This is a genomic window from Marinobacterium zhoushanense (genome assembly GCF_014641945.1).
GTDB classification, from domain to species: Bacteria; Pseudomonadota; Gammaproteobacteria; order Pseudomonadales; family Balneatricaceae; genus Marinobacterium_D; species Marinobacterium_D zhoushanense.
The window spans coordinates 55,882-68,379 of record NZ_BMIJ01000005.1; the positions used below are offsets into that span (position 1 = coordinate 55,882).

Below are 12,498 nucleotides of genomic sequence, written 5' to 3' on the forward strand. Positions count from 1 at the left end.
CGATCGTTTTTCCGCTACGTATATAGGGGGAAGGATCGATCCTGAGGAGGGTGGAATGCAACGCTTCGACACTGTCGGCGGTCTCAAGCTGGCCGAGCTGATCGCCGCACTCAGCCATGCGCTCGATATGACCGAGGGCCAGCCGGCGGGCCACTGCATGCGCTGTTGCTGGATCGGCATGCGTATCGCCGAACAGATCGGTCTGCCGTCCGCGCGGCGTTGGGAGCTGTATTACACCCTGCTGCTGAAGGATCTGGGCTGCAGCAGTAACGCGGCCCGTATCTGTGAGCTGTATCGCACCGACGACCTGCGTTTCAAGCACGATTTCAAGCAGGTGGATGGCAGCCTGTCACAGGTGGTGCGCTTCGTGTTGGGCCATACCGGTTTGACCGCCGGCGTCGCCGAGCGCTTTCGCACCTTGCTCACCATCATCCGCAATGGCGATGAACTGGCGAACGAACTGATCCAGACCCGCTGTGAGCGGGGGGCTGCCATCGCCCGTCAACTTCGTTTCCCCGAGCCGGTCGCCCAGGGTATCCACGCCCTGGATGAGCACTGGAACGGTGGCGGCAGACCCGATGCCCTGTCCGGTGAATCGATCCCCCTCTACGCGCGGATCGCCTTGCTGGCACAGGTGGTGGATGTGTTCCACTCCGCAGGAGGCGTTGAGGCCGCGTTGGATGAGGCGCGTGCGCGCAGCGGGAGCTGGTTCGATCCGACACTGGTGGATGCACTGGTGCAGACGGCAGATGATCGACCGTTCTGGTCGATGCTGGCCAGTGATGCACTGGCAGCGCAGGTGATGTCGCTGGAGCCCGCCCATGCCGAAATTGCGCTGGATGACGATTACATGGACGAGATAGCGGCGGCCTTCGGTCAGGTGGTGGACTCGAAAAGCCCCTATACCGCCGGTCACAGTGAACGGGTCGGGTTGTATACGGACCTGATTGCGGAAGCGCTCGATATCGAGCCGGGCCGACGGCGCTGGCTCAAGCGAGGGGCGCTGCTGCACGATATTGGCAAGCTCGGTGTCAGCAACTCCATTCTCGACAAACCGGGCAAGCTGGATGATCAGGAGTGGGTGGCGATGCGCGATCACGCCCGTTTCACCGAAGAGATCCTCTCCCGCATCAGCGCCTTCTCGGAGCTTGCCCGGGTGTCGGCGGCGCACCACGAGCGTCTGGACGGCAAGGGCTATCCCCGTGGTGTCTGTGCCGAAGAGATAGCATTGGAAACCCGTATTATCACCACCGCCGATATCTTCGATGCAATCACCGCCGACCGCCCCTATCGGGCGCCGATCCCGGTGCCGAAGGCGCTGGAGATCATGCAGGGCGAGGTCGGTACCGCCATCGATGGCCGTTGCTTCGAGGGCCTGAAGCTGGCGCTGCAACGGTTGGATATGGACCAGCAGGTGCCGGTGAAGGTGGCGGCAGGTTGAGAGCTTTCTCCCAAGGAGTGTCAGCAGTATGAAGCGCAGCGTTGTGCTCTGTTTATTGACCGGCGTGTTGCTTGGCTGTGGCCAGGATGCGCCACCAGGCGGCGGCAGGCCAGGTGGCCCCAGGGCACATCTGGTCGAGGTGGTTCAGGTGCAGCCGGCGCGGGTAGCGCTGGAGCGCAAACGCAGTGGTACGCTGCGCCACTTGCGCGAGGTGGAGATACACACGCAGGAGGCGGGGCAGATCACCGAGCTGCCCTGGTATCCCGGCGATCGGGTCGAGGCGGGACAACTGCTGGTCAAGCTCGATGATCGACTGCTGCGCTCCGAGTACAACCGCGCCCGCGCCAGCCTGCGCGAGGCGCAGCAGAATCTGGCCCGGCTGCGTGAGCTGGCGGCCAACCGGCTGGTATCGCGCGAGGAGCTGCTGCGGCGGGAGACCGAGGCGGAGGTGACCAGTGCCGATCTCGAGCTGCTGGAAACCCGGCTCTCCTATACTGAGATCAAGGCGCCATTCGCCGGTGTCATCACCGCACGCATGAGCGAGCCGGGCAATGTGGCTGAACGCTACGACCACCTGCTGACGCTGGCCGACCCTCAGGTTCTGGTAGTCGACGTGAGCCTGTCCGAGCTGATCCTGGCGCAGCTGAAACTGGGTGACCCGGTAGATGTGATGATCGACGCCCTGGGTTTCGAGCCCCAGCCCGCGGTGGTTAGCCGGATCTACCCCCAGGTCGATCCGGTGACCCGTCGCGGCACCTTGGAGATTCGCCTCGACCCGGTACCCGAGGGCGCCCGGGCGGGTCAGTTCGTGCGCGTGCAGCTGCAGACCACCGCCCGCGAGCGTCTGCTGGTGCCGTTCAGTGCGCTGCGCTTCGATAACGCGAGCTTCCTTTACATCGTCAACGAGGCCGGGGAGGTGGTACGGCGCGAGGTGGTAACCGGCAGTCGACTGGCCGACCGTATCGAGATCCTGGATGGCATAGCACCGGGTGAGCGTGTGGTCACACGTGGTTTCCTCGGCCTGGTGCCGGGACAGAAGGTAGAGGTCGTGAGTCTGGCAATGGGCCCGGAGAGTAGCGGCAATGAACGATGAGCGGCAGGAACCGCTGAGACATGGCGGAGGCCTGGCCGGTTGGTCGATTCGCCATCCGGTCGGGGTGACGATGATCGCGCTGGCGGTGATCGTGCTTGGTCTGTTCGCGCTGGGGCGACTGTCGGTGGATCTGCTGCCGCACCTGATCTATCCCGAGATCCGGGTCCGCATCACCGATTCCGGTGTACCGGCGCGGGTGATGGAGGACCAGGTGACCAAGGTGCTCGAGGAGCAGCTGGCGATCACCGAGGATGCGGTCACGGTGCAGTCGGAGACCCAGCAGGGGCGCAGCTCCGTGGATCTGGCCTTCCCTTATGGCAAGGATATCGATATCGCGTTGCGCGATGCCAGTACGCGGCTGGACCGGGCGCGACGACGGCTGCCAGACAGTGTGGACAATCCGGTTATCTACAAGCTAGATCCGTCACAGATACCGGTGATGGAGTTCGCCATCAGCTCGCCACTGCGCGACCCGGTGGAGCTGCGCAGCTGGAGCGAGGACAGCTTTGCCAAGTGGTTCATCAACCTGCCCGGCGTGGCAGCCGCGGAAATTGGCGGCGGCCTGGTCCGCGAGATCCAGGTGTTGCCCGATCAGCAGCGCCTGGCCGGTCTGGGGCTGGAGATGCAGGACATCATCGATGCCATCGAGCGGGGTAACCGACAGGATCCGGCCGGTCGGCTGCGCATGAGCCAGCAGGAGCTGGCGGGCCAGATCAGTGGCCGCTTCGAATCGGTAGAGGCGCTGGCGCAGCTGCCGCTGCGGCTGCAGGATGGCAGCACCCTGGCCCTTGGCGAGGTGGCGCAGGTGCTCGATACCCACCAGGAGGAGCGGCTCCGGGTCCGTGCCGACGGCGTGTCGGCGGTCAAGCTGTCGATTCAGAAGCAGCCCACCGCCAACACCGTGACGGTGGCCGATGCGGTGCAGGGCCAGCTTGACTGGCTGGCGCGCAATAACCTGTTACCCAAGGATATCGAGATCGTCCCGGTGTCCGATCAGTCGGTGTTCGTGCGCCAGGCGCTGCACAACTCGACGCTGGCGGTCATCAGTGGCGCCCTGCTGTCGATGGCGGTGGTCTACCTGTTCCTCGGCAACCTGCGCCGCACCCTGATCATCGGCAGCGCCATCCCCATTGCGGTGATGGTCACCTTCGTGTTGATGGGCCTTGGCAACCTGACACTGAACATCATGACCCTCGGGGGGTTGGCACTCGGCGTCGGTATGCTGGTCGATAACACCATCGTCATGCTGGAGAACATCTACCGTCACCAGCGCCAGGGTGAGCACCGTGGGCGTGATGCGGCGGTGGCGGCGGCCGAGGTCAACTCGGCGATCATCGCCTCGACCACTACCAATCTGGCCGCGGTGCTGCCGTTCCTGTTTATCGGCGGCCTGATCGGCCTGCTGTTTCGTGAGCTGATCTTCACCATCTCGGCAGCGATTCTGGCCTCAATGGTGATTGCGTTGACCCTGGTGCCGGCGCTGGCCGCGCGGGTGCACACCGTGAGGGAGGGCCGGGTGCGGCGGCTGATCGACGGCCTGATGGCTTCGCTCGGGGAGTACTACTCGCGGCTGGTGCGCCTTATCCTGCGCGTGCGCCTGCTGACCCTGCTGATGTTCCTGCTGATGCTGGGGCTGGCACTGCCGACCTTTATCAGTGGTAAGCAGGCGTTCCTGCCGGCGATGGATAGCGGCGAGATCTACGTATCGATCACCGCCGATCCCGGTACCCGGTTAAGTGAACTGGACCGCCGGGTGGTGCGGATCGAAGAGCTGATCCGCCAGCAGCCGGAAACCCGTTCCATCTTCACCACCAGCGGTGGCTCCGTATTCGGCAGTTCGACGAGCGAGCGCAGCAACAGCGCCCGGATTCAGGTACAGCTGGTGCCGCTGAATCAGCGCGTGGTCAGCTCCGATCAATGGATCGGGCGGATGAACCGGGAGATACGGGAGCTGAATTTCGCCGGCTTTCAGGTGCGTATGCGCCTGCGCGGCATCCGCGGCCTGCGCACCAGCGGCGGGGATGACGATGTCAGTCTCCGGATCAGCGGCCAGGATCTGGAGCGCCTGGATCAGCTGGCGCGGCAGGTGGTCGATCGCCTGGCCGGGGTGCCGGGGTTGCGTAACCTGACCTGGTCCAGCGAGGAGTCGCAGCAGGAGCTGGATATCCGCATCGACCGTGACCGCGCCGCGGCACTGGGGTTCGAGGTTGAGGACCTGAGCGACGCGATGGCGATCGCCCTCGAGGGGCGGGTTATTACCGATTTTATCGACGGCGACAGCAGCTACGATGTGCGCCTGCGCCTGCCCCGGGAGGAGGCGTCCACGCCCCAGGATCTGGAATCGATCCTGCTGTTTCCCGGCAGCGCGGGGCGTCCGCCGGTGTATCTCGGCAGCGTGGCCGAGCTGCAGCTGACCCGTACCCCGGCGGAGATCAGGCGCGACCGGCAGATGCGGATCGTCGAGATCAGTGCCACGTTGACCGAGGATGCGACCCTCGGCGGTGTCTATCAGCATATCGCCAAGGCTACGGCGGGCCTGGAGCTGCCGCCCGGTTATACCCTATATGACAGTGGCGGTCTGCAGACGCTGCAGCAGGGGCAGCAGACCAGCCGCATCCTGTTGGCGCTGGCGCTGTTCCTGGTGTTCGTGGTGATGGCGGTGCAGTATGAGTCGCTGCGTAATCCACTGGTGATCATGACCAGCGTGCCGTTTGGGGTGATAGGTGTTGCGCTTGGGATCAATCTGTTGGGCATGCCTCTGTCGATGCCGGTCTGGCTCGGTTTGATCATGCTTGCCGGTATCGTGGTCAACAACGCCATCGTGCTGGTGGAGTATATCGAGCTGTCGCGTGATCGAGGCTTGAGCTGTCACGACGCGATAGCCGAGGCGGCACGGTTAAGGCTGCGGCCGATCCTGATGACCACGCTGACCACGGTGGTGGGGATGATGCCGCTGGCGATAGGTTTCGGTGAGGGCGCCGAGATGCTGCGACCGTTGGCCGTGAGTATTGTCTGCGGACTCAGTTTTTCGATGCTGGTGGTACTGCTGCTGGTACCGGTCAACTACTCGTTGCTAGCGCGGGCGGATCAACCGTCTGGTCTGTATACCGCGGGGGCAGAAAAGGCGTCTGGGTAAACCCAGCGTTGTTATGGAGTTGTCGCCGATCTTTTCTGGTTGGCAGGGATCTGCCGAAGGCGGGATAACGCGGGCGGTCGGTGAGACATTACCGAACCGCAGTCACAGGCTTAGACTGCCGGTGACTGCTGCAGGTTGTATGCAACGCGTGCTTTGCTGCCCTTTTCGGATTTCTTGAAAAAAGCTTTGCGGAACAGGCTGGCGATATAAGCAGCGCGTTCGACACGGGCCCGCTCGATGTAGTAGTCAACGTCAACGCGGTTGAATTCGTCGTATTTCACTTCAAAATTGTCCATGGTGTGTACTCCTGAGTGTTTTTTCAGCATCAATCTACACTGCTAATACTAAGGTTGTAGTTTTATCTGGGCAAACGACGCTTTTTCAGTCTATAGTTGAGAAAAACTAAACAAGCGAAAAGGAGCTCTCCATTAGACGTCTACCTCCCCTTAACGCCCTGCGAGTGTTTGAGGCAGCGGCCCGCCACGGAAGCTTCAACAAGGCTGCGGAAGAGCTCTGCGTGACCCCCTCGGCGGTCAGCCACCAGTTGAAGTCGCTTGAGGAATTCTTGGGCTTGAAACTGTTCCGGCGCGAAAAGCGGCAGGTCTATCTGACCAGCTCCGGTGAGCGTTATCTGGGCTCGGTACAGATGGCGCTGGACGAGCTGGAGAGCGCCACCCGGCGCATGATGACCTCCACCAATACCTCGGCGGTCAATATCAGCGTCGCGCCCTTCTTCCTGACCCGCTGGCTGGTACCACGCATCACCCGTTTCCAGGAGCGTTATCCCGATGTGGAGCTGCGTTTCAGCTCCACCATGGGCTACATCGATTTCGAACACTCCGATACCGATATGGCCGTGTACTACGGCCGTGGCAATTGGGAAGGGGTCGAGGAGCACCTGCTGCGAAATATCGTGCAGACCCCGGTGTGCGCCCCGTCTTTCCTGGAGGGGCCGAAGGCGTTGCAAACACCCCAAGACGTCGTCAAACACACGTTGATCTACATCACCGGTCGACGCCATGAGTGGAACCGTGCCCTGCGCGAGATCGGCGTCAGTCTCTCAGACGCCACCCGCACCATGTCCTTTTCCAGCACCTCGCTGGCGGTGTCCGCGGCCACAGAGGGGATCGGCATCGCGCTGGCGGACCGGGTACTGGTTGAGCGCGAAATAGAATCCGGCAAGCTGGCCGCCCCGTTCGACCTGGCTTTCGATACGCAGAACGCCTTCTACCTGGTGTACAAGAAGAACCGGGCGCTGACCTACGGCATGGGCGCGTTTCGCGACTGGATCATCGAGGAGATGCAGATGGATATCGCCGCACATGCCGGCGGCAAACAGGAATAAGAACCTCAATGACACAGTCACTTACACCTACGTTAATGCTGCTGCCCGGACTGCTCTGCGATGAGGCGGTGTGGCAGGAACAGCTAACCGATCTTCACGATCTGGACTGCCGCGTCGTCGATTTCGGCACGGCCGATTCGATCAGTGCGATGGCCGATATCGTGTTACAACAGGCACCGGAGCGCTTTGCCCTGGCGGGGCACTCCATGGGCGGACGTGTGGCGCTGGAGGTGTACCGTCGGGCACCGCAGCGGGTCAGCCATTTAGCACTGCTCGATACCGGGTACGAAGCGCGTCCGCAAGGCGCGGCCGGTGCACCGGAACGGCAGAAGCGACTGGCACTGCTCGAGCAGGCACAACGCGAGGGGATGCGTGCCATGGGCACCGTCTGGGCGCAGGGGATGGTGCACCCGGACCGACTGCGCGACCGAGACCTGATGGAGTCGATTCTGGCAATGATAGCGCGCAAGACACCGGAGCTGTTCCAGGCGCAGATCCGCGCGCTGCTCGATCGGCCGGACGCCACGGCGATACTGAAATCCCTGCACTGTCCAACGCTGCTGCTGGTCGGACGCCAGGATAGCTGGAGTCCGCTAGAACGCCACGAAGCGATGGCCGCGCTGGCGCCCGGTAGTGTGCTGAGCGTGATCGAGGACGCCGGGCATATGAGTACCATGGAGAGACCCAGGGCGGTGACGGCGGCACTGCGGGAGTGGCTGGACTCATGAGCGTCGGCCCCCAACTGGCGTTGTTGATCGAAAGCGCCTGTAAACGCCTGGTGCTGGAGAGCCTGTTCAGGGTCGATCAACAGGATTATGCCGGATTGACTGCGCTATTCACCGAGCAGGCCCGGCTATATCGACCCACTGCCGGCGGGCACCCGCTGGTCGGGCGGCAGGCGATCTTTGACGCCTATGCACAACGCCCCGGCGAGCGTATCAGCCGACACCTATGCAGTAATCAGCGGGTCGATATCGATACAGCCAAACGTGCACGGGTGCACAGTTATGCACAGGTGTTCTCCGCGCTTGCTGACAGCCGCGAAGAGGTTTCCGCGTTGCCGCAGGTTCAGTCCCCGGTGATGATCGGTGAGTTCGAGGATATCTGTGTACTGGAGCAGGGGAGCTGGCTGATCGCCGAGCGCCGGGCACGGTTCGTCATGCAGCTAGCAAACTAACGCTGTGTGTTAGTCCGTGTAGCGTTTGCGCATCAGGCTGGCGATGGTGGCGATGGCCAGATTCATCCGCGGCGCATAATGGTCGAAGATGCCCTGTACCGCCTTGCCATGAGCCTGAACCACCGTCTCCAGTTGCTCCTCGCTTAGCCTCAGGTCGTCCGGCAGCTCCAGTACCGATTCGTAACCGCCGATCAGCGGTTCCAGCAGTGGCTCCAGCTCCGCTACCGCCTCGTCGGCAAGTTGTGGATCCATGCCGGTCTTCAGATAACTGTTGCGGATCAGATCGAGCACATAGCGCAGGCCGTGCTTGTCCTTGATCGGGAAGGGAATAACGTTGTCCATGTTGAATTCGCTTCGTGTTAGTGAGTTGCGCTGAACACAGTAATGAAAATCCTCAGCCTTGGCTGCGGTTTTATCACCCATAGAGTGGCACAACAACCGAGGGTTGAACGGTTGGCACGCGAGTATTCAGTGCAGTATCGGCTGATGCGGAGGTGAGAGTATCTCAATCGGCCTGCCGATATTGCGCAGACTGAACTGTCCCTGCGACTGCCATTCGACATCCAGGTTGTCGGCGAACTCTCTGGAGACCAGGATCGGTTGGTCAAGCTCCCGACACTGGCTCTCAATCCGTGCCGCCTCGTTGGCCGCGGAGCCGATAACGGTAAACTCGAGGCGGGTCGGGGTACCGATATTGCCGTACAGTACAGAACCGGGGTGCAGGCCGATGCCGAACTCGATCGCCGGTTCACCGCTCTCGGATCGACGGCTATTGAGCTTCTCGCTCCGCTGCACGGTCTCCAGTGCGGCAGCCAACGCCGCGCGGCATGCAGATGCCCGATCACCAAAGCGTTCGATAGGGAATATCGCCAGTGAGGCGTCACCGATAAAGCGCAGCACTTCGCCCCCGAAATCGGCGATGGTACCGGCGGTCAGTTCGAAGTACTGGTTAAGCACATCCAAAAAGCCTGCTGGATCATAGAGTTCGGCCAGTTTCGATGATTGGCGCAGGTCACAAAAGTAGATCACTGCATCGATGAGTTCGCCATCCCCCCTCTGGATCTGGCCGGCATGTACCCGCTTGCCGGAATAGTCCCCCAGATAGGCCTGCAGGATATCGTCGACCAGGCGTCGATGAGTCAGATTTTTTAACTGTGCGCACAGTGGCAGGTGCAGCTTGCGCAGCAGCGCCAAATCATCATCGCTAAAGCCGTCGGCTTTGGAAGACATCCAACTGACGACGATTCCCTCCTGGCCGTCGGGTGAGACGCTGCGGTCATTAAAGTTGGTAAGTTGGATATAGTAATCCGTGGCACCGTTGTCACCCGCGGTTTTCAACATCGGGTAGTGATCGGACTCCGACCCCGGCAGGATCTTGATCCGCCCCTCGATGGCGCCGCTCTCGTAGAAGGGGCGAACGGGACTTTTCAGCCAGAACGAGTGCTCGGTAATGCCGCGCGGATAGTTGTCGATAACCACGCCTTCACCCGCCTGCCAGGTGTAAGCGCTCACCACATAGAGGGGATGAAGCATCGGCAGACCAAAGTGAACTCTGTGCAGACCCATTCCGAATGCCTGCAGATGTCCGATCAGCTCCGACATCAGAGTTGGTACGTCCCAGTCGCCCAATGCACCACGGTGCAGCCAGTCCAGAAGCTGATCGTAGCGATCCGTAACCACTGAACTGTTCACCATCTGTGTTTCCTCAGGCTCTGCTGTGCGGGAGTACTATTGCTGATTGAAAGGTTGAGTCACCGCGCCACAAAACGCAAATATGGCGCTACGCCTGGGCATGATGAACAACTGCAATCGGTATTGCTACTGTCGGGCGAACAGTCGGGCCAGCCGCTTGCAGGCGATGGTTAGTTCCTGCTCCGCATACCAGGCAAAACAAAGCCGCATGCTGTTAGCGAAGCCTTTGTTCGCGGAGAACAGTGGGCCGCCGAAATAGCTGACCCCTTGCTGTTTCGCCACCGCCAGTCTGCGCATCGGCTCGGTGCCATCGGTAAAGGTTACCCAGAGGAAGTAGCCGCCTTCAGGCTTGGCGATCTGTAATCGCTCTCCAAAGTCGCTGTGCAAGCCCTGGTATAACCGTTCGAGCCGAGACCGATATTGCTGACGCAATCCGACTAGATAGCGCTGGAGTTCGCCGTTGGCGATCAACGGCTCAACCAGTGCCGAGCTTACCGGTGCCAGTCCGCCACCACTCTTGAACAGGGCCGAGCCCAGCAGCGAGGGCATTATGTCTCCGGAGCCTTGGATCCAACCCAGTCGCAGGCCCGGGGCGAGAATCTTGGAAAAAGTGCCGAGCGACAGCACCGGTGCCTTCGGGTCATAACAGGCTAGGGGGGGAGGCGGCTTCTGGCCGAAGTAGAGGCACTGGTAGACCTCATCCGCTACCAGCGGGCAGCGGTAATGCCTGGCCAGTGCGACCAGCTGCTCGCGCCGCTCCAGGGGCTGGGTAATACCGGTGGGGTTGTGGTAGCTGGGGATAGTGTAGATAAAGGCCGGCTTGTGCCGTTGCAGCGCCGCCTCCAATGCATCCAGCCGGATGCCATGATCATCCATGGGAAGCGCCATCGGCTTGAGGCCATGCTCACCGAACAGCTTCAGCGCAATGAAGTAGCTGGGATCTTCAACCAGCACTGTGTCGCCGGCACGGGCCAGCCGGCTGCAGATCAGATCCAGTGCATTGGAGTTGCCGGTGGTCACCATCAGCCGTTCGGCATCGACAGGATGCTCATACTCGCCACTCAGCCAGGTCGCCAGGGTTTGCCGGAAGCGGTGGTCACCGGCCTCCTCACCATAGGCGAGATTCTCCCGGCGCAGCGTCATGGAGCGGAACAGTGTGACCGGCAGCAGATCGAGGTCGGGCTGGCCAACCCCCAGATCGATGATGCCGTCGGGTTTCGGAATCTGTATAGCCATCTATTCAGACTGGCAATAACTCGGTGGCGGTGCAACCGGTTGTCTGTTCCGGCTGTCTGTGCAACAGCGCCCGGCACGGCGATACCGGGCGCAGGCTGGCGGGATCAGCCCAGTGCCCGCTCAAAATCGGCGAGCAGGTCCGCCTGATCCTCGATACCGACGGAGATGCGGATGGTGCCCTCGGAGATCCCCATCGACGCACGGCGCTCCGGTCCCATCTCGTAAAAGATGGTGTGGGCGACCGGAATCGCCAGAGTGCGGTTATCACCCAGGTGGCTGGACAGCACCACCGACTGCAGCTTGTTCAGCACCTCGAAGCAGGCGTCGTCATCGACCAGGTCGATACTCATCAGCGAGCCGAAACCGCAGAACAGCTCCTGTGCGCGCTGATGCTGTGGATGTCCGGCCAGGCCCGGGTAGTACACCTGCTTGATCGCCTTGTGCTGGGCGAAGTAGTCGGCCAGCGCCTGGGCGTTGCTGCACGCCTTCTCCACGCGCAGGGCCAGGGTCTCGGCGCCGATGGCAATGCGGTGGGCGGAGTCCGGTGCCAGCGTGGCACCCATATCGCGTAGCCCCTTCTTGCGGATCTGCTGCAGCCCCCACTTCTGTGGGTCACCCTTACGGTAGGACTCGTTGATATTGGGGTACTGGCTCCAGTCGTACTGGCCCAGGTCGGTAATTGAACCGCCAAGCACCTCGCCGTGACCGGCGATGATCTTGCTCAGTGAGTTGATGCTGAGACTGGCGCCGACCGCCTTCGGCCGGAACAGAGCCGGAGAGCTCATGGTGTTATCCACCACATAGACCAGCTGCTGCTGTTGGCAGAACTCGCCGATCGCCTTCAGGTCCGCCACCTGGGTGCAGGGGTTGGCGATGGTCTCGACAAACACCATGCGGGTATTGGGCTGCACCGCCGCCTTCACGTTGGCGACGTCGGTGGCATCGACGAAGCTGACCTCGATGCCGAACTGGGTCAGGGTCTGGAAAAAACTGTTGGTGTTGCCGAACAGGAACTGGCTGGAGATCAGGTGATCGCCGGCTTTCAGCAGCGTCAGGCAGGTCGCGCTGATCGCCGCCATCCCGGTGGCAAAGCAGATGCTGTCGATACCCGCTTCCAGCGCGCTGATCTTGGTCTGCAGGGCGGTGGTCGTGGGGTTGTTCTGACGGCCGTAGGAATATCCGGGCTGCTTGTTCTGGAACACCGCGGCCAGCTCTTCCGCCGTCTTGTAGCCGTAGAGCACGACGTTGTGCACCGGCTTGTGCACCGAGCCGTGTTCTATCAGTGATTCACGATCGCCGTGGACGATCTGCGTGGTAAAGCCTTTATCGTTCATCTAAAAAATAACCCCAGTCACTACGTACAAGAAGTACAACGTCA

11 protein-coding genes are annotated in these 12,498 nt (G+C 61.6%); 6 read left to right on the top strand and 5 right to left on the bottom strand.

Translation table 11 applies throughout. The annotated features are described in order from the left end of the window. Positions 1–55 precede the first annotated feature (55 nt). Genes IEX40_RS12545 through IEX40_RS12555 form a run of 3 tightly spaced genes read left to right on the top strand, consistent with a single transcriptional unit; the run spans position 56 to position 5,670 of the window. Positions 56–1,441: an HD-GYP domain-containing protein gene (locus IEX40_RS12545; protein WP_188748780.1), complete on the top strand. Its 1,386-nt coding sequence runs from the start codon at positions 56–58 to the stop codon at positions 1,439–1,441. 28 nt (positions 1,442–1,469) lie between these two features. Beyond that, positions 1,470–2,534 (top strand): efflux RND transporter periplasmic adaptor subunit, encoded by a 1,065-nt coding sequence (locus IEX40_RS12550; protein WP_188748782.1) that lies wholly within the window; start codon positions 1,470–1,472, stop codon positions 2,532–2,534. Next, the gene (locus IEX40_RS12555) at positions 2,524–5,670 is read left to right on the top strand and encodes an efflux RND transporter permease subunit (RefSeq protein ID WP_188748784.1); all 3,147 of its coding nucleotides are present in this window, start codon (positions 2,524–2,526) and stop codon (positions 5,668–5,670) included. The genes IEX40_RS12550 and IEX40_RS12555 overlap by 11 nt, the downstream gene beginning before the upstream one ends. Before the next feature lie 110 nt (positions 5,671–5,780). On the opposite strand, the gene IEX40_RS12560 is transcribed toward IEX40_RS12555, so the two are convergent. Beyond that, the gene (locus IEX40_RS12560) at positions 5,781–5,966 is read right to left on the bottom strand and encodes an RSP_7527 family protein (protein ID WP_188748786.1); all 186 of its coding nucleotides are present in this window, start codon (positions 5,964–5,966) and stop codon (positions 5,781–5,783) included. A 131-nt stretch (positions 5,967–6,097) separates the two neighbouring features. Here IEX40_RS12560 and gcvA point away from each other — a divergent pair, with 131 nt between their 5' ends. From gcvA to IEX40_RS12575, 3 genes are read left to right on the top strand one after another with little or no spacing between them, the layout of a single operon-like run. Next, the gene (gene gcvA / locus IEX40_RS12565) at positions 6,098–7,015 is read left to right on the top strand and encodes a transcriptional regulator GcvA (RefSeq protein WP_188749383.1); all 918 of its coding nucleotides are present in this window, start codon (positions 6,098–6,100) and stop codon (positions 7,013–7,015) included. 8 nt (positions 7,016–7,023) lie between these two features. Then, positions 7,024–7,743: an alpha/beta fold hydrolase gene (locus tag IEX40_RS12570; RefSeq protein ID WP_188748788.1), complete on the top strand. Its 720-nt coding sequence runs from the start codon at positions 7,024–7,026 to the stop codon at positions 7,741–7,743. After that, positions 7,740–8,192 carry a nuclear transport factor 2 family protein gene (locus tag IEX40_RS12575; RefSeq protein ID WP_188748790.1) on the top strand — a complete coding sequence of 151 codons (453 nt, stop codon included), beginning with the start codon at positions 7,740–7,742 and terminating at the stop codon, positions 8,190–8,192. Before IEX40_RS12570 ends, IEX40_RS12575 begins: the two co-directional genes overlap by 4 nt. Before the next feature lie 9 nt (positions 8,193–8,201). On the opposite strand, the gene IEX40_RS12580 is transcribed toward IEX40_RS12575, so the two are convergent. From IEX40_RS12580 to IEX40_RS12595, 4 genes are all read right to left on the bottom strand, one after another. Beyond that, positions 8,202–8,534, bottom strand: coding sequence for a hypothetical protein (locus IEX40_RS12580; RefSeq protein WP_188748793.1), 333 nt, complete (start codon positions 8,532–8,534; stop codon positions 8,202–8,204). A gap of 126 nt (positions 8,535–8,660) precedes the next feature. Next, the gene (locus IEX40_RS12585) at positions 8,661–9,887 is read right to left on the bottom strand and encodes an adenylate/guanylate cyclase domain-containing protein (protein WP_188748795.1); all 1,227 of its coding nucleotides are present in this window, start codon (positions 9,885–9,887) and stop codon (positions 8,661–8,663) included. A gap of 123 nt (positions 9,888–10,010) precedes the next feature. Next, positions 10,011–11,120, bottom strand: a complete 1,110-nt coding sequence (locus tag IEX40_RS12590; RefSeq protein ID WP_188748796.1) for an aminotransferase-like domain-containing protein — start codon at positions 11,118–11,120, stop codon at positions 10,011–10,013. Positions 11,121–11,224: 104 nt separating this feature from the next. Further along, positions 11,225–12,454, bottom strand: coding sequence for a cystathionine gamma-synthase family protein (locus IEX40_RS12595; RefSeq protein WP_188748799.1), 1,230 nt, complete (start codon positions 12,452–12,454; stop codon positions 11,225–11,227). Positions 12,455–12,498: the final 44 nt, after the last annotated feature.

What these genes read in the sequence shown, in the direction of transcription:
- IEX40_RS12595 (WP_188748799.1), bottom strand. Translation starts at nt 12,454, where the DNA reads ATGAACGATAAAGGCTTTACCACGCAGATCGTCCACGGCGATCGTGAA.
- IEX40_RS12580 (WP_188748793.1), bottom strand. Translation starts at nt 8,534, where the DNA reads ATGGACAACGTTATTCCCTTCCCGATCAAGGACAAGCACGGCCTGCGC.
- IEX40_RS12560 (WP_188748786.1), bottom strand. Translation starts at nt 5,966, where the DNA reads ATGGACAATTTTGAAGTGAAATACGACGAATTCAACCGCGTTGACGTT.
- IEX40_RS12550 (WP_188748782.1), top strand. Translation starts at nt 1,470, where the DNA reads ATGAAGCGCAGCGTTGTGCTCTGTTTATTGACCGGCGTGTTGCTTGGC.
- IEX40_RS12590 (WP_188748796.1), bottom strand. Translation starts at nt 11,120, where the DNA reads ATGGCTATACAGATTCCGAAACCCGACGGCATCATCGATCTGGGGGTT.
- IEX40_RS12545 (WP_188748780.1), top strand. Translation starts at nt 56, where the DNA reads ATGCAACGCTTCGACACTGTCGGCGGTCTCAAGCTGGCCGAGCTGATC.
- IEX40_RS12585 (WP_188748795.1), bottom strand. Translation starts at nt 9,887, where the DNA reads ATGGTGAACAGTTCAGTGGTTACGGATCGCTACGATCAGCTTCTGGAC.
- IEX40_RS12570 (WP_188748788.1), top strand. Translation starts at nt 7,024, where the DNA reads ATGACACAGTCACTTACACCTACGTTAATGCTGCTGCCCGGACTGCTC.
- IEX40_RS12575 (WP_188748790.1), top strand. Translation starts at nt 7,740, where the DNA reads ATGAGCGTCGGCCCCCAACTGGCGTTGTTGATCGAAAGCGCCTGTAAA.
- IEX40_RS12555 (WP_188748784.1), top strand. Translation starts at nt 2,524, where the DNA reads ATGAACGATGAGCGGCAGGAACCGCTGAGACATGGCGGAGGCCTGGCC.